The 16,013-nt window shown below is 51.2% G+C and carries 13 protein-coding genes, 2 tRNA genes and 1 pseudogene; 10 read left to right on the plus strand and 6 right to left on the minus strand.

The features are described from left to right. Positions 1-72: 72 nt before the first annotated feature. The 5 genes from ACZ5TN_RS03175 (at position 73) to ACZ5TN_RS03195 (ending at position 6,128) form a co-directional block, all read left to right on the plus strand. Entirely contained in the window at positions 73-678 is a 606-nt protein-coding gene (locus ACZ5TN_RS03175; protein ID WP_464917132.1) for a hypothetical protein, read from the plus strand. 20 nt (positions 679-698) lie between these two features. Continuing rightward, entirely contained in the window at positions 699-1,337 is a 639-nt protein-coding gene (locus ACZ5TN_RS03180) for a hypothetical protein (protein WP_464917133.1), read from the plus strand. 61 nt (positions 1,338-1,398) lie between these two features. Further along, positions 1,399-2,583, plus strand: a complete 1,185-nt coding sequence (locus tag ACZ5TN_RS03185; protein WP_464917134.1) for an NHL repeat-containing protein — start codon at positions 1,399-1,401, stop codon at positions 2,581-2,583. A gap of 71 nt (positions 2,584-2,654) precedes the next feature. After that, positions 2,655-3,971 (plus strand): aspartate--tRNA(Asn) ligase, encoded by a 1,317-nt coding sequence (gene aspS, locus ACZ5TN_RS03190; RefSeq protein WP_464917135.1) that lies wholly within the window; start codon positions 2,655-2,657, stop codon positions 3,969-3,971. Between the two features lie 63 nt (positions 3,972-4,034). After that, positions 4,035-6,128 carry a BatD family protein gene (locus ACZ5TN_RS03195; protein WP_464917136.1) on the plus strand — a complete coding sequence of 698 codons (2,094 nt, stop codon included), beginning with the start codon at positions 4,035-4,037 and terminating at the stop codon, positions 6,126-6,128. Between the two features lie 157 nt (positions 6,129-6,285). Here the strand turns inward: ACZ5TN_RS03195 and ACZ5TN_RS03200 are convergent, their stop codons facing one another. Continuing rightward, positions 6,286-7,440 carry a M20 metallopeptidase family protein gene (locus ACZ5TN_RS03200; protein WP_464917137.1) on the minus strand — a complete coding sequence of 385 codons (1,155 nt, stop codon included), beginning with the start codon at positions 7,438-7,440 and terminating at the stop codon, positions 6,286-6,288. Between the two features lie 115 nt (positions 7,441-7,555). On the opposite strand from ACZ5TN_RS03200, the gene ACZ5TN_RS03205 reads away from it, so the two are divergent. Both ACZ5TN_RS03205 and ACZ5TN_RS03210 read left to right on the plus strand, forming a co-directional pair. Then, positions 7,556-7,633 (plus strand) — tRNA-Ala (locus tag ACZ5TN_RS03205). 10 nt (positions 7,634-7,643) lie between these two features. Next, positions 7,644-7,721: transfer RNA gene (locus ACZ5TN_RS03210), tRNA-Val, on the plus strand. Positions 7,722-8,635: 914 nt separating this feature from the next. Here the strand turns inward: ACZ5TN_RS03210 and ACZ5TN_RS03215 are convergent. After that, a pseudogene (locus ACZ5TN_RS03215) lies at positions 8,636-9,933 on the minus strand (RNA-guided endonuclease InsQ/TnpB family protein). A 291-nt stretch (positions 9,934-10,224) separates the two neighbouring features. Between ACZ5TN_RS03215 and ACZ5TN_RS03220 the strand changes: the two are divergent. The 3 genes from ACZ5TN_RS03220 to ACZ5TN_RS03230 are packed head-to-tail and all read left to right on the plus strand — an operon-like array spanning position 10,225 to position 12,738. Next, positions 10,225-10,386 carry a hypothetical protein gene (locus ACZ5TN_RS03220; protein ID WP_464917138.1) on the plus strand — a complete coding sequence of 54 codons (162 nt, stop codon included), beginning with the start codon at positions 10,225-10,227 and terminating at the stop codon, positions 10,384-10,386. Positions 10,387-10,420: 34 nt separating this feature from the next. Further along, positions 10,421-11,416 carry a tRNA (guanine(37)-N1)-methyltransferase Trm5b gene (gene trm5b / locus ACZ5TN_RS03225; RefSeq protein ID WP_464917139.1) on the plus strand — a complete coding sequence of 332 codons (996 nt, stop codon included), beginning with the start codon at positions 10,421-10,423 and terminating at the stop codon, positions 11,414-11,416. 56 nt (positions 11,417-11,472) lie between these two features. Continuing rightward, a complete protein-coding gene (locus tag ACZ5TN_RS03230) occupies positions 11,473-12,738 on the plus strand; it encodes an ATP-binding protein (protein WP_464917140.1) in 1,266 nt (421 codons plus the stop codon). Here ACZ5TN_RS03230 and ACZ5TN_RS03235 read toward each other — a convergent pair whose 3' ends face one another. From ACZ5TN_RS03235 to ACZ5TN_RS03250, 4 genes are read right to left on the minus strand one after another with little or no spacing between them, the layout of a single operon-like run. Beyond that, positions 12,739-14,064 (minus strand): TldD/PmbA family protein, encoded by a 1,326-nt coding sequence (locus ACZ5TN_RS03235; RefSeq protein WP_464917141.1) that lies wholly within the window; start codon positions 14,062-14,064, stop codon positions 12,739-12,741. 3 nt (positions 14,065-14,067) lie between these two features. Next, entirely contained in the window at positions 14,068-14,295 is a 228-nt protein-coding gene (locus tag ACZ5TN_RS03240; protein WP_011249455.1) for a DUF2283 domain-containing protein, read from the minus strand. Then, entirely contained in the window at positions 14,292-14,564 is a 273-nt protein-coding gene (locus ACZ5TN_RS03245; RefSeq protein WP_054839646.1) for a DUF4258 domain-containing protein, read from the minus strand. The genes ACZ5TN_RS03240 and ACZ5TN_RS03245 overlap by 4 nt, the downstream gene beginning before the upstream one ends. Further along, positions 14,557-15,924, minus strand: a complete 1,368-nt coding sequence (locus tag ACZ5TN_RS03250) for a metallopeptidase TldD-related protein (RefSeq protein WP_464917486.1) — start codon at positions 15,922-15,924, stop codon at positions 14,557-14,559. The genes ACZ5TN_RS03245 and ACZ5TN_RS03250 overlap by 8 nt, the downstream gene beginning before the upstream one ends. Positions 15,925-16,013: the final 89 nt, after the last annotated feature.

Consider the following 16,013-nt stretch of genomic DNA (forward strand, 5'->3'; position numbering starts at 1 on the left):
ATGAAAGTTGGAGTGGGAGGTTGGTGATCAATGAATGAAAACTTGCAAAAGATAGTCCTCAAAGGGAAACACGTGCTCATTGAAATTGACTTAGGCAGGTTCAACGAAACTGAACCGATGCTTCCTTTTCATATTATTATACTTTTTGATGGGTGTATAATAGCTGGAATGTGCTGGAAAACCTTAAGAAATAATTTAATGGGAACCTATGGAAATCCACATGGGGTTATCCAGGAGCTTCTATTCTGCTGTTTGTCATTGCTTGATCCACTATTTAGAGAGAACGGAAATTTGGGAGGTAACGTAAGAAAGTATGCCAGAGAACTCGGATTTAACGTTGGAGATTTTACTCCTATTTATGGAACTGATCTTTTAACTTATTCGGCCAATGCTTTTTTCGAATTAGTTGGGGATACGTTGAGAGTGTATTATCATGAAGATTTACTGGCTAATACAGATTGCCCAGAATACAAGGGCAAGCACAAGGGTGTCGTTGAACTCCCGCTTAGAGAGTTCGTTGAGGATGTTCTGAAAATCAGCAGGGAGTACTTGGAAAAGTACGCTTCGATTGTTGAGAAAATCAGGCTGGAGCATGGGGAAGAACCTGACGACTACGATTCCCTCAGGGGGCTCTATCGCGAGGTTGAAAGGTTGTATAGAGAGTCAGGATTCCGCTGAGGAGCTCTGGGGGTGATTCTGTGAGCTGGTGGCTCGGAAGTTTAAAGCCCATGAGGCTCGTTGGGAAGCACATAGAAATTGACGTGGACCCCAACGCCCCCACGTGCTTTCCATCTCCTATCCCGACCCTGATGAGAATTGACAGAAGGCTGATCATCGGCGGAATATTCAAATCCTCGGGATGCACTCCCGTGATGATGGATACAAACCTCCACGGCATGTTCCAGGACCTTCTTGACCTCTGCATCTCCTTTCTCGACCCCGACTTCGACGAGCAGGGGGAGATGGCGTATCCCAGAAGGGAGGCAAGAAAGTTGGGCTTTAAAATAGGGGACAGCACAAAGCTCTACCAGACGAGCCTCTTTGTGGACCAAGGGGTTACCACCGTGTTTTTTGAGCTCGTCGGGGAAAGGCTGAGGATTCACTACCTCAACGAGCTTCTCGGATGGAGCGACTGCGAGGATGCCAGGAAAACACACAGGGGGACATTCGAGGTTCCCTTTTTGGAGTTCGCGGAGGACGTTTTAGTGCTCTCTAGGAGGTTCCTAACGGAGGTAGCACCCATTATTGAGGATGTCTGTCCCGAGCTTGACGACCCCGAGTACCTGTGGAAGCTGTACCTTGAACTGAACGCAAGGTTGGTGGGGGAGGATGATTAAGTGGGCGAAAACCTACTGGAAGGGCGGAGTGGCATCTATCTCCCTCACACGGGGCGGAGACATGATTGCTGCGGGGGTGGCGGAAAAGGAGCTGCATTTCTTGGCAGAATATGGCCCACGCAGGGTAATCCTCAGTGGGGGCTTCGTGGCAAGGCTCGGGAGAGATGGAAGCCTCAAGTGGTTTAGAATCATCCCGAAGGTGACCATAACCGATGCTGAAGTTACTGGTAACGGGGAAGTGGTATTGGTGGGGGTAACGAGGGAACCCCGCTCCATGATGCTGGGGGTGATCCTCAAATTCGATGGTAATGGAAACTTCCTGTGGGGCAGGAGGTTTAACGGAGGTGTGCTTGATAGCTTCAATGCCCTCACGACGACAAGAGACGGTGGAACTGTAGTTGTCGGCGAAACAAGAAGCTTCGGCGCGGGGGTCAGCGACGCCCTGGTCCTAAGGCTCGACGGAGATGGAAACTTTGTCTGGTGGGGAACCTACGGCGGCAAGCTGTGGGACGGGGCAGAGTCCGTAGCTATCGACAGAGAAGGGAGGATAGTGGTTGCGGGCTACACATACAGCTTCAGTGAAGGCCCATCGAACGCGTGGCTCCTCTGGCTCGATAACGAGGGTGATGTTCTTCTGGGGAAGACGTACGGAACGGAGAGCCTGGAAAAGGCCGTTAAAATCGCGCTGACTCCTGAGGGTGACCCCGTGGTGGTCGGGAAAACCTACGTTCCAATAAAGTCCCGCCACGATGCCTGGGCCATCCGCCTGGACGGCGAGGGGGAACCTGAGTGGGGGCTGAGATTTCCTGGGATGGAAGCCGTCGACATTGCGGTAAGCCCCAGCGGTGATCTGGTTGTCGCCATGGAAGATTTTGAGCTGGCCGGAATTGGCTCCACAGGAGAACCCTTGTGGGGAGAAAGGCTAAAGCTGAAAATGGACGGTGGACTGAGAACAGTTTTGGCGGATGAACACGTTCTCGTGGGAGGTGGAGCTCTCTGGGGAATCGGAGAAGCGTTCATCGCATCAATTCAGCCCGAAGGGGAACCTCCTGCTGTCCTTGACTGGAATCCTGAGGTGAAAGAAAGCGAGTGCACGGTTTTCAGGGCGTACGCTAACGGCGAGGCCTGCTTTAAGGCCACTCCCGTCGGAAGGTTCACCGAAGTGAGGCTAAAACCCGTGGAGTTCAAGCCAGATGTATTCAGCAGCTTCGAGGAGTTCGCAGAAAGCAGTTACGTTCGTCGTTGAAATGTCTGCGTTTCCATATTCCCTCACGAATACCTTTAAAAGGTGCCCGCGACTCTTTCTGGGGGGTTGCCATGTACAGGACGCACTACTCAAGCGAAATTACGGAGGAGTTGAACGGCCAGAAGGTTAAAGTCGCTGGCTGGGTCTGGGAAGTCAAAGACCTCGGCGGCATAAAGTTTCTCTGGATACGGGACAGGGATGGAATCGTCCAGATAACCGCTCCTAAGAAGAAGGTCGACCCGGAACTCTTCAAGCTCATTCCAAAGCTCAGGAGCGAGGATGTGGTTGCAGTTGAGGGAGTAGTTAACTTCACTCCAAAGGCCAAGCTGGGTTTCGAGATTCTGCCCGAGAAGATCGTTGTGCTGAACAGGGCCGAAACGCCTCTTCCGCTCGACCCGACAGGTAAGGTCAAGGCTGAGCTCGACACCAGGCTTGACAACCGCTTCATGGACTTAAGAAGGCCCGAGGTCATGGCCATCTTCAAGATACGCTCAAGCGTCTTCAAAGCTGTGAGGGACTTCTTCCACGAGAACGGCTTCATTGAGATTCACACTCCCAAGATAATCGCTACCGCCACCGAGGGTGGGACGGAGCTCTTCCCCATGAAGTACTTCGAGGAGGACGCTTTCCTCGCTCAGAGCCCCCAGCTCTACAAGCAGATAATGATGGCCAGCGGTCTCGACAGGGTCTACGAGATAGCTCCGATATTCAGGGCCGAGGAGCACAACACCACGCGCCACTTAAACGAGGCGTGGAGTATTGACAGCGAGATGGCCTTCATAGAGAACGAAGAAGAAGTCATGGAGCTCCTCGAGAGGCTCGTTGCCCACGCAATAAACTACGTCCGCGAGCACAACGCCAAGGAGCTCGAGATACTCAACTTTGAACTTGAGGAACCCAAACTTCCCTTCCCGCGCGTGAGCTACGATAAGGCCCTCGAAATCCTCGGGGACCTTGGAAAGGAGATTCCCTGGGGAGAGGACATAGACACAGAGGGGGAAAGGCTTCTCGGAAAGTACATGATGGAGAACGAGAACGCTCCGCTTTACTTCCTCTACCAGTACCCCAGCGAAGCAAAGCCGTTCTACATAATGAAGTATGATAATAAGCCAGAGATATGCAGGGCCTTCGACCTCGAGTACCGCGGCGTGGAGATAAGCTCTGGCGGCCAGAGGGAGCACAGGCACGACGTTCTGGTCGAGCAGATAAAGGAGAAGGGCCTCAATCCGGAAAGCTTCGAGTTCTACCTCAAGGCCTTCCGCTACGGCATGCCGCCCCACGGTGGCTTTGGACTCGGCGCTGAGAGGCTGATAAAACAGATGCTCGACCTTCCGAACATCAGGGAGGTCATCCTGTTCCCGAGGGACAGGAGGAGGCTGACACCGTAAGGCCTTTATACTTTTCACCATTTAAACTGATAGCCAGCAACATAAACCTGCGGAGGTTGGAAAATGAGGAAACTCCTGGCTTTAATTTTGGGGATTGTTTTAATGGTTTCAGGTGGAATTACGTCTAATAAGGGCATTGTCCGCGCTGAAGAAACTAATTATGCAACCGTTGGGCCGTCCGTTCAGCTTAATCTAGGAGATTCTGTAACCCTTGGTGAGTACACTATCAAGTTCTCGGACATCAGCGTTGATTATAGCCAGGTTTCTCTGACGATTCAGGGGCCGACAGGGGCACCTTCAACTATAATAGTTCCCGAGGGCTCTAACGCGTACTATCCCAACAGCAAGAACCCCAAGCTAGTATTTGGAGCGGCTGTATGGACCAAAGACAAAAAGCCGCTCCTGTACCTTGACATAAAGTCCCCACTCAAAAAGGTAAACGGCGACCCGTTGATACTTTCCGCAGGAAAGAGCTACACCCTCCCAGTGGGTACAATAAAAGTCTATAAAGTCACTTCCACAGAGGTAACTTTCACGATTTACCTCCCGAACAATCCATCTAAGAGCATCACCCTCAAGGAAGGTGAAAGTGGGGGAGTTGCCTACGCATTCCCGAACACGGACTTCAAGTACTACGACTTCGTCTATGTTGAGCTCCTTGACATTACACCTGGAAAATCAGCGAAGTTCAACGTCTACATGCCGGCAGTTCCCGCTACAAAGATATCAGTGAGTCGCGCGGGGGGCTCGAGCTCAAGCTCGGGCTCGGGAACATCAACGACCCAAACCCTCATATCCCTGTACGATGGCCTTCTTTACACGAACGAAAAGCTGACCATCACCCAGAACAAGACCAAGTACGAGCTACAGCTCGTTTCGGCCATTTCAACGAAAGCCAGTATAAAGGTCTACAAAGACGGCAAAGCACTAGACACATACATAATCAGCATAGGTGCCATTAAGGACATCCCCAACACTCCCCTGAAAGTTTTAATATCAAAATCTGAACCGCAGTATGGAAGGGTGTCCCTAACGGTCTACGGCCCGGAGGACGCAAAGGCGACGCCGATTCTTAGGCCGGCAACCATAGTGGCCTCGATAGACACCGTTCCAAAGACCGTCATGGTTGGACAGGACATGGTTATCATAGTAACGGTCGAGAACAAAGGCAAAGGCGATGCCTACGACGTTAACGTTGCAGCCCCCGTTCCGAACGGCTTCAAACTCGTTAGCTCAGTCAAGAGCTGGACGTTTAAGAGCTTCCCCGCATTCACAAAGATGCCCGCTTTAATATACGTTCTCCAGCCCACAAAGGTCGGAAAGTTCGATATTGGAAGGGTAATGGTAACCTACTACGACGATCAGAGCCTTGAAACTGGCAAGCAGAAGACCATATACTCCCAGCCCCTCAGCGGCATCATCGTGTACGGACTACCTGAGATAAAGGTCTCTGCGGTTGCCTCGAACGGTACTCATGAGGGCAACTACGTTCACACAGAGGCAGGCAAAAAGGTTCTCCTGAAGTTCAACGTAAGCGCCTCTGAGGGAGACCCCAACTACGAGTTCATAAAGAACGCGACGCTCCAGTTAGTATTCCCCGAGGGCATCAGCGGTGAAGCCGTTATTCCAGTCGGCGACCTTAAGGCAGGTTCATCAAAGCTCATACAGGCTTCCGTCACTGTTACGGAAAACGGCACCTTCCCGATTGGAGCAGAACTCGTTTACCAGGACCCGCTTGGTCGGGAACACAGGCTTGAAATCGGCAACGTAGTGCTGATTGACAGCATCCCACCGACGATCATTACAAAAGAGGTTAAGATCAAACTATGGCCGACCCCTGAGGAGCTTCCAGAATACATAAACAAGACACTCGCCAGCATGAACAACGCAACCCCACTAGCGGAGCAGATTCTCAACGTTTCCAAGGCATACCTACCACCTGAAGAGAAGAAAGGCAACCCGTGGAAACCTGCGGCAATAGTGTTCCTGCTCGTTGCGCTCGTGGCAGGCGCTCTAGCAGTCAATTACTGGAGCGAGGCCAACAGACTCAAGGAGAAGCTGATGAAGAAGAAACAGAGACGCCCAGGAGGACTTCCAAAGAAGGAAGAAGAGACCGAGGAGGATATCTCCAAATCTGAGGAGAAAAAAGTTATCTGAGCTTTTTCCATTGTTTCTTTTCTTACTTCATGCCAAGTTCATTCTTCTGAAGGGCATTTAACCCCTGTTGATCTCCTTCCCGCCGTAAACGGCGAGGCTTTCAAAGAAAAAAAGTAACGATCAAAATAAAACCAAAAGCAAAAAAGAAGCTCGACGATCACTCGCTCAAAAACTCGAAGGCCAGGGCAACTTCCATTGCCGTTCCAATGTAGAGGACATCCTCATCCACGTCGAACTTCGGGTGGTGGTGAGGATAAATGATTCCCTTCTCCTCGTTTCGGATTCCGAGGGCAAGGAAAGCCCCGGGAACTTTCTGAAGATAGAAGGCAAAGTCCTCTGCGCCCATTGTTGGTCTAACCTCACCGTACTTCAGGCCATACTTCTCGGCAACTTTTCTGGCAAAATCAGCCATCTCTTTGGTGTTTATAGTTGGGGGTGTCAGCTCCTCTATGCTGAGCTCATACCTTGCTCTATGAGCCTTTGTTATACCATCGAGGATTTCTCTCATCCTCATCTGGATTAGTTCCCCAACTTCGGGCTTGAAAAAGCGGAAGGTCCCCTTGAACTCAACCTCCTCAGGGATGACGTTGAAGGCCGTCCCGCCGTGGACTGAGGTGACGCTGACAACACCGGTTTCAATAGGCTCTATGTTCCTGCTGACTATCGTCTGAAATGCAAGAACAGCCTCGGCAGCTATAGGGATTGGATCAACTGTCTCGTGCGGAGAAGCCCCATGGCCTCCCTTGCCAATAATCTTTCCGTTGAATATGCCAGCCCCGGCAAGAAAAGGCCCGTCTCTGATACCAATGATACCGCTGGGGAGATCCATCCAAACGTGGAAGCCGAAGATAGCGTCCACTCCCTCCAAGGCGCCGCCTTCAATCATTTTGACCGCGCCGTTTCCACCTTCTTCAGCTGGCTGGAAGATCAGCCTAACTCTTCCATTAAGCTCATCTCTGTGTTTTGCTATTATCTTCGCCGCTCCGAGTAGCATAGCGGTGTGGGCGTCGTGACCACAGGCGTGCATCTTTCCTGGAACTTTTGACTTGTAGGGAACCTCGTTCTCCTCCTGGATGGGCAGGGCGTCCATGTCCGCCCTGAGGGCTATCGTTTTTTCGCCTTCGCCAATGTCCGCTATTATTCCAGTCCCAACGCGCTTTATTGAGTACCCCCACTCGCGCAGGTGCTCCTCTACTATCCTGGACGTCCTTTCTTCCTCATAGCCCAGCTCTGGATGCATGTGGAAGTCCCTGCGCCAGGATATTATCAGGTCTTCAATCTTCTTGGCCTCAGAAACGGGATCGAAGTTCATGATATCACCAGGAGATGTCGGAATGAGAGGAATATTAGCTTTTCGATTTGCATCTGAAGAAAACCGTAAAATTTATAAACCCACCCAGATAGGTGATTACGGCGTCGATGGAAGTGGGCCGGTAGCTCAGCCTGGTATGAGCGCCGCCTTGGCAAGGCGGAGGCCCCGGGTTCAAATCCCGGCCGGTCCACCATCCTTGGGTTGGGCCCGTGGTCTAGACTGGTTATGACGCCACCCTGACAAGGTGGAGGTCCGGGGTTCGAATCCCCGCGGGCCCACCATTGCAGCCCTTGCTTGCGCAAGCGCTGGCGGAAGAGTAGTATGCGTTTCTAACGAGCTAACTTTTGAGGGGTTTTACTTACCAATCTGCTGATTTAGCAGGATTTTCTCACCGTATAGTGCCCGAAGAGCGCTAAAAAGAAATGTGAAATCGCAATCAACAGGAGATTTTGAGAGTAAACCCGCGTGAAGTTGCTTTCTGGTAGAGAATACACTCTTTGACAGGAAAGTCAAAAGAAAGGGAGCACTTTTGGTGAAGCTTTTTCTAAAAGCTTCCTGCGCGAAGTTTGATCAAGGCTCGTGGTTCTTCTTAGAATTGCTCCACTACAAGGATTTTCACAATATAAGAGCTAAAAGTGAGTGAATTCTTCAGACATGCCAACTGGGAAGGAGTTTCTAACACCCCGACGCCCTACGGACGTCATTAAAAAGGCGTTAAAAAGAAGAGAAAACCATTATCCATCTGCAAAGTTGCCATGAGAATCCCAATTCTCAGCAAATCTCACGAAGACATTCAAACTTTTAGTGAAACTTTTCCCAAAAGCTTCCTGCACGACGTTGAAGCGGAGCTTCAACGCACGGAACGATAGTTCCATTGAGTTTGATCAAGGCTCGCGGTTCCTTTTGAACTTGCCTTTTGAGACACCAGCAGAATGTCTTTTTGGACTATTAAGCCCCCTATCCCCGACTATTTTATCATGCAGGCCACAAAAGGTTTAATAAAATATATCTCTGCGCTCCATAATTGAAGTCATGAGAGCCCAGGGGGTGAGTGCTTGGATTGGAGAGACTTCTTAATGTCACTAGACGATGGTATCAAAATAGTGTTCTCTGAGACGGGGTTGCTAGTAAGCAGTTTATTTTTTAGCGTTATTCTGACCTCCTCCCCGCCGTGAACGGCGAGGGTTCCAACGATTCAACCCCTTGCCAATGACGGAGAGGTTTGAGGGGTCTCATCAAAGTCCAATAAAGGTGGGCTTTTCAGCCCCCCAGGGACGTCTTGCCCCCATTACCCCTCCCTTGGGCATACAAACCGCCCAAGTTCGGGGTTATGGTTTTGACAGCCTTCTTCAAAATGTTAAACGCTCCAACTAAGTCGGCGTTGAAAATAAGCCCCGCTGCGGGACACTTAAACAACCCACGAACAAACCTGGCCCCTTCGTGAGGCTTCCCGCAAACGGGACAAGTCCTCGAAGTGAAAGCCTCATCAACCACCAAAACCTGAATACCATACTCTTCGGCGACTTCCTTGAGCCGTTTTATCACTGTGTTAAACCGCCAAACGTGAGAGAGAAGGTAATTTTGCTTTCTACCCTTGTTCGAGTTCCTCGCTATTCCCTTCGGATAACCGACCACAATTCTGGAAACTCCGCGGTGATAAAGCTTCTCAACGGTTTGTCTCACCGCCGTGTTAATGTAGTGCTTCGCCTGAAGCTTGGCCTTCTGGTGCATTCTTGCGAGTTTCTTGCTACTTTTAGCACCGCTTTTGTTAAGTTTGGACTGACACTCCGCAATCCTCTTCATCCAGTAGAAGGCTATACTCTTGAGCGGTCTTCCATTGACTAAGAAGCTTTCACCATTCTCCACATAAACGGCCATTAAGTTGTTCACTCCCAAGTCAATTCCAGCGGAGAGGTTGCCCAAGGGTTGCCTTGGGAGTTCAACCCACTCACCATTGATTAGTTTCTCTTCCACCGTGTATGAAATATGAGCATACCACTTCCGCCTTATTGGGTTGTAAGTTATTTCTAACCGCCCTTGCTTGCCCTTCAAGTGAATTCTCCCCTCGAACTGGACTTCTAAGCGTTTAAACTTCCCAAGGCCTTTTAGGATTAACTTGTTCCCTTCAATTCTGTATTGGTCGTTCCTTAGAACGATTAAGCCTCTCTCCTTGATGTAGTTTGGAGGTTTGGGTTTGAACCATTTTGGTAGTTCTCCGTTCCGTTTGTTCCTGATGAGTGAGAAGAATGAACGCCAGCTTTCGGCGTTCTTTCTCGCTATTTGCTGGACTGTTGCCGAGCCTATCTCAGCCTTAAACTCTTCATAAACTATTTTCTCGGTTTTGTTAAAGTCTATTGGTTTGCCGTCAAAGAATTCTTGCCTGCGAAGGTAGTCTACTCTGTTCCAAACTTTTGAACTGATTAGAGCTAACTCTTTGAGGATTTTCTCTTGGACTTTTGAAGGTTGTAGCTTAATGGTTACTGAACGCTTCATTTCAAAGCATGGTATGTTTTTTAGGCTTTAAAATAGTTTTGCTTTCCTGCTCTCAGGCTGGTCTTTCGATTACTGCATTCCCACCCTGAAGGGCGAGGCTTTCAAAAGAAAAAAGTAATGCTGTGGTGTAACAAGGATATTAACTGGATTATATCCTATTGGTCCGTTATTCTAACTACAGTGGGCTTTTTCGTTGGGCTGTTTATTGTTCTCCACAGTGTACGGAACTCGTACGAGCATGCCCGCAACGTAGTCTTAAGGGGAATAAAAAGCATATCAGGACTGCTGCTGGTGACATCAATGATAATAATACTAGGTCCTCTCTCATTAAGTATAATAATAACACTAGGCCCCATTAAAATAGGGGGTATAATTTTATCAATACTGGCCCTTGGTTTAATATCAGCTCCGTTTTACAGAGTATTTAAGAATCAAAATACAGGCGATTCATAAAAAATCTTTTAACTTCCCTCCCAATCTCCCTCCGATGCTCGCCGTTAAAGTTCCAAAACGTGAAGCAGAAAAAATCAGAAGAAAGCTCATCGAGCTTGGAGTCTTAGCTAAAGGGTACTCCCCGAAACGAGAGGGAAATTTCGTGCTCTTTCCCGTTGAAATGCCCGTGGAGGGATTCGAGTTAGTTGAAGCGGAGTTCGAAAAAACTGAAAGGCGACCCCACAGCTACCGTGAGGTCGTTGAAGTCCCAGATGAGATTAAACCACTCCTGCCAAGCTCCTTTGACATCATAGGTGACATTGCGATAATCGAGCTTCCCGAAGAGCTCATGGACTATGGAAAGGCCATTGGAAAGGCTATTCTCAAAGTCCACCGCCACATAAAAGGGGTATTTGCGAAGGGTAGCAAGGTTTCTGGGGAATACCGCATAAGAGAGCTTATACACCTCGCTGGTGAAAAGAGGACTGAAACTCTCCACCGTGAGAACGGAATAAGGCTGAAGCTCGACATCGCGAGGGTTTACTACACCCCTCGGCTCGCCACAGAGAGAATGAGGGTCTTTGAGAGAACCCAGCCGGGGGAAATCGTCTTCGACATGTTCGCGGGCGTTGGGCCATACTCGATACTCCTCGCCAAAAAGGCAAAGCTGGTCTTCGCCTGCGACATAAACCCCTGGGCGGTAAGGTACCTCGAGGAGAACAGGAAGCTCAACAAAACCCCCAACGTCGTTCCCATCCTTGGCGATGTGCGGAAGGTAGCTGGTCAGATTAAGGCTGACCGAGTGATCATGAACCTCCCCAAGTTCGCGGACAGGTTTTTGAAGGAGGCCATGATGAGCGTCAAATCCGGTGGAATAGTTCACTACTACGGCTTTGGTCCGGAGGAAGACCTGTTCTCCGAGCACGAGCAGAAGATAAAGGCCGTCGCGAGGGAACTGGGCTTTAATGTTGAGTTTCTAGATGAGAGGAGAGTCCGTCCCTACGCGCCGAGGCAGTTCAACATAGCGATAGACTTCAGGGTTTGGAAATGAAGGCTTGTTTTGTGTGGAAAACAATGTTTATAAGGATAATGTTTTATCCATAAAACATGATTGAACAGAGGGTCTGGGAAGAGGTCATAGGCGATAACCTTGAACTCCGGGTGAAGTACGTAGAGCGCAACGTGAAGGTTATTTTTCCAAAAAGCCGAGCCCTGGCGGTTGTCGGACCGAGGAGGGCGGGAAAAACATACTTCCTCTTTCAGCTGTGGGATGCGATTGACAGCGAGAGGAAGAAAAGTCTTTACGTGAACTTTGAAGACCCGAGGTTAATTGGGGTAACTTCCAGTGACCTCATGGAGATGCTCAGGGTTTACTACTCCCTTCTGAACCACCCCAAAGGAACAAAGCTCACCCTCTTGCTCGATGAGGTGCAGGTGGTCGAGGGCTGGGAGAAGTTCGTCCGCTACCTCCTCGACAGGGGACACAGGGTAGTGGTGACGGGCTCCTCCTCAAAGCTCCTTTCTAAAGAAGTGGCAACTGTCCTCAGGGGAAGGGCAGTGACCCTAAACCTTTACCCCTTCTCCCTTCCAGAGGTTCTCATGGTCAAGGGGCTAAAAGGGGAGCTTCCAAGCCTGGAGACAAGGGGGAAAATTCGAGGGGTTCTGCGGGAGTGCCTCGAATGGGGCTCGTATCCTGAGACCGTCCTCCAGCCGGAGCTGAGGCGGGAAATTTTAAGGGAAATACTGGAGGTCACCATCTACCGGGACGTGGTCGAGAGGTGGAGGGTAGACAACCTCAAGGCGCTCCGCTTCCTCTTCAAGCTTCTGGCCTCTTCGAGCCATGCAACGATAACCAAGCTTCATTCCACCATGAAAAGCCTGGGAATAGCGGTTGGAAAGCCCACCCTTGCTAACTACCTCGAATACCTGAACGACGCCCTCGTGGTGTTTCCGCTCAGGGCGTACGTGAAGTCGGAGAAGAAGAGGGAGCTCCTTGGCTTCAAGCCGTATTTCGTGGATAACGGGCTACTCGCGGTGCTGGGCGTGAGAGACTGGAGCAGGTTGCTGGAGAACCTCGTTTTCACGGAGCTCCTAAAGCGCGGCCTTGAGCCGAACAGGGACCTGTTCTATTACGTTACCCAGGAGGGCAGGGAGGTGGACTTCATACTCCCCGGGGAGGAGCTTATTCAGGTCTCGTGGGAGCTCCACCCCGGAAACGAGAAGCGTGAGCTCTCCCCATTGATGAACGCCGCGGATGAAACGGGAATTGAAAAGATGACGCTGGTCACTTGGGAGAGGTACCCGGCAGAGGGCATAAAAATTGGAGAAAAAAGCATCAGAGTTGTCCCGCTCGAAGAGTGGGCACTGTGGTGATCACTTGCCCGCTATCTTCACGTTCTCGAACTTTATGTGCGGCGTTATCATCGTGTTCATGAAGGGCATTACAGTCTGCTCCTTGGAGACCTCGCTTGCCTGCTGGAGAAGCTCGTAGACGTTGCCCGCTATGAGGAAGACCGCTGAGCCCTTCACTTCGCCGTCCTCGATGAGGAACGCTGGATTGGCCGTTACCGCGAAGTTTCCGTTGTCCGGGTTGCTCGAATGCGCACCCTGGAGGCCGTCCACGAGGTAGCCCCTGTCTATCTCCCCTATGATGTCCTCAAGGGAGCGCTTTCCGTTCTCGATGACAACGCTGTGGAAGCCTATGTTTATTCCGCCGCTCCTTATATCCCTCTTCCCGTTTCCTGTGCTCTCGGTGCCGTAAATCTTCGCCCAGTAGTTGTCCCAGACAAAGCCCTTGAAGATTCCGTTTTCAATGAGGACGTTCTTCCTAGTCGGGACGCCTTCATCGTCGGCTATTGTTGGCCTGAGGGAGAGCGGATGGAACGGGTCGTCGTAGAGCGTTATGACTTCACTCGCTATCCTCTCACCAACCTTCCCAGCGAGCGGCGTGGTCTCCTTAACAAGGCGCTCGCCGCTGAAGGCCGGGAGGAGGGTGTAGCTAAAGAGCCCAGCAATCGCCCACGGGCCGAATATTAGCGGAACTTCCTCATTCTTGCTTGGGACGACGTTGTAAGCCCACTGGACCTTCTGGACGGCTCTCTCCACGATCCCCTCAACGTCGAGGTCGAGGTCTCTGCGCGCGTCGAAGTCGAAGATTCCTGGTGTAACTACGCTTCCCTTCCTTCCAACAATCTCAAGGTACATGTACGCCGCTCCACCTTCCTGAAAGACGTCGAGACCGTGGGAGTTCAGGATGTAGTTCTCTCTCCACTCAACTCCAGAAGAGCCACCTGCAACTACCGCGTTCCTATCCTTCTCGAGGGTGAGCTTTATTCCCCTCATAAGGTTCTCAACGAAGATGTCCGAGGAGGCTTCTTTGAGCTCGTAGTTCGGCTTCGGTTTTTCCTTGTACTTGCCCGGTTCTGGGAGGGAAACCCACCTCTCGTCGGGTGAGTTCAGCTTCGCCATCTTGGCGGCCTGCTCTATTGCCTCCTTAACTTTCTCGGGATCGTCGCTGTCCACGATAGCCAACCCAAGGCGCTTGTCCTTTATTCCGCGGATTATCGTCAGTGCACCGCTCGTCGTTGCCGCCATCGAAATCTCGTTGAGCTCCACCGAGGCCTCGATATCCCTTGAGCGGTAAACGGCTATCTCAAGCTCGTCAAAAAACTTCTCGCCGAAGCGTATGAGGTTCTCCATACTTCAACCCTCCACCTCTGCGGTCTTAAGATCAAGACCAAGCTCCTTTATCTTCCTAAACATCTCCCCGAGGAGAACTTCCCGGGCACGCCATATTTCGATGCCGACGATGTTTCCTTTCTCGTCGTAATCCACCAAAAGGTCGTCGTCAATTTCTACAGTCTCAGCGGCCTTTCCGCTGGATACCTCAATGTAAAGTATGTCCCCGCGCGGGTCGTACCTGACCTTCATACTTCCACCCACCTACCTTTTTTGATGCGTCTCTCTATTTGAGTCTTTCTTGAGACCTCGTAAACTGTTACCACTTCAATGCCCTCGTGCGCCGCATCATAAACAACGACCAGCCAGCGGCCATTTTTCTTCACTGCTATGAAATGGCCCGTCAGCATGTCCACTGCCCTTATGTCAGGGTTCTGGAGTGCTGAGATAACGTCTTCCTCAGCTATTTCCCTTTTCCTGAGCGCTTCTACGGCGTGCCCAGTAAAGCGGACTTCAACCAATGATTATTCCTCCGTCAAAGCGCATGTGCGGGCCGCCCGAGCTTACGAAGGCCGTCTGTCCCTTGCCGCAGAACCCTACTTCAAGGCCGAAGTCCTTGCCGACCGCTGAAATCTTCTTGAGGGCCTCGATGGCGACTCCCGTAATCGAGGTGTCCCTTATCGGCTCGGCTATCTCACCGTTCCTGATGACGTAGCCCTCCTGGATTCCAACCTGGAAGGCCGAGTTGAGCTGGGCCTGTCCACCGCGGAAGTCGACGACGTAGTAACCGAACTTGATGTCCTCTATGAGCTCCTCGAAGGAGTGGTCGCCGGGCTCGAAGATGGTGTTTCTCATTCTGATTATCGGTGGGTAGCGGTAGCTCTCCGCCCTAGCGTGTCCGTTAGGCTCCATGCCCCACTTAGCCGCGTATTCCCTGTTCAGCATTATCTCCTTGAGGATTCCGTTCTCAATGATGTGGATGTCATTGACGGGAACGCCCTCGTCGTCGTACTTGTCGTTTCCAAAGCCGCCCTCAACAATCCTCTCGCTCATCGTGACGAACTCTGGGGCTATCTGCTTGCCGATTAAGTCCTTGAAGGGCGAGTTTATCGTCAGGTCAGCCTCAGCTAAATGTCCAAGGGCCTCGTGGGCGATGATGCCGACGACTATCGGTCCGGCCACGATGGGCCACTCACCGCGCTTTGGAGCAACTCCCTTGAGCTGGCTCCACATCTTTCTCTTGAGCCTCTCGGCGACCTTCTCGTTCGGCTCCCTCTCAGTCATCAGCTCCCAGCCGTAGTCAACCGCGCCGATGCTGTCCCTCGCCATCGCGAGCTTTCCGTCGGCCTTTCCTGTGACGTAGGCTCCCTGGTAGAGGTAGTTGTAGTCCCACTCTATCCTCGTCCCTTCATTGGTCAGCAGGAGCTTTTTACCGCCACCGTCCTCGTAGCGTATCTGGACGCTCTTTACGGCCTCGTCCTCCTTGAGGATCTTCTCCAGCTCGCGGAGGTGGTTAACCTTTTCCTCGATGTCAACTTCCCTCGGCTTGGTCTTCATCTTGCTCTTCACGAAGTCCTCGACGGGCTTTATCTCGGCCAGCTCGATCTTCTCCCTCTTGGTCTGCGCAGCGGCCTTGGCAAGCTTGTAAGCTTCCTCAATCTTCTTCTCGAGGTTGGTGAGGTCACTGGTTGAAGCAAAACCCCACGCTCCGTCAGCCAGAACCCTTATGGCGACGCCCCTGTGAAGCTTTCCAGTGAAGCTGGTAAAAACGCCGTCCTTGAGGCCGAGCGTTGTCTTTCTCAGGTCTTCATAGCGGAGCTCTATGTACTCCGCATTCAGGTTGTTCTCCGCCCACTTAAGGGCCCTCTCAAGCTCTTCCATGGCCATCACCGTTGATGTTTGTCCAGTATGGGTTCTCAACGAGATATAAAAGTCTTTTGAGGTAGATTGAACATTTCGATGAAATTCGA

The sequence above is a fragment of the Thermococcus sp. JCM 11816 genome, from assembly GCF_055396515.1.

Excerpts from the sequence above, each read along its gene's own strand:
- ACZ5TN_RS03185 (WP_464917134.1), top strand. The coding sequence starts at position 1,399 with ATGATTGCTGCGGGGGTGGCGGAAAAGGAGCTGCATTTCTTGGCAGAA.
- ACZ5TN_RS03250 (WP_464917486.1), bottom strand. The coding sequence starts at position 15,924 with ATGGAAGAGCTTGAGAGGGCCCTTAAGTGGGCGGAGAACAACCTGAAT.
- ACZ5TN_RS03240 (WP_011249455.1), bottom strand. The coding sequence starts at position 14,295 with ATGAAGGTCAGGTACGACCCGCGCGGGGACATACTTTACATTGAGGTA.
- ACZ5TN_RS03235 (WP_464917141.1), bottom strand. The coding sequence starts at position 14,064 with ATGGAGAACCTCATACGCTTCGGCGAGAAGTTTTTTGACGAGCTTGAG.
- ACZ5TN_RS03200 (WP_464917137.1), bottom strand. The coding sequence starts at position 7,440 with ATGAACTTCGATCCCGTTTCTGAGGCCAAGAAGATTGAAGACCTGATA.
- ACZ5TN_RS03195 (WP_464917136.1), top strand. The coding sequence starts at position 4,035 with ATGAGGAAACTCCTGGCTTTAATTTTGGGGATTGTTTTAATGGTTTCA.
- ACZ5TN_RS03230 (WP_464917140.1), top strand. The coding sequence starts at position 11,473 with ATGATTGAACAGAGGGTCTGGGAAGAGGTCATAGGCGATAACCTTGAA.
- trm5b (WP_464917139.1), top strand. The coding sequence starts at position 10,421 with ATGCTCGCCGTTAAAGTTCCAAAACGTGAAGCAGAAAAAATCAGAAGA.
- aspS (WP_464917135.1), top strand. The coding sequence starts at position 2,655 with ATGTACAGGACGCACTACTCAAGCGAAATTACGGAGGAGTTGAACGGC.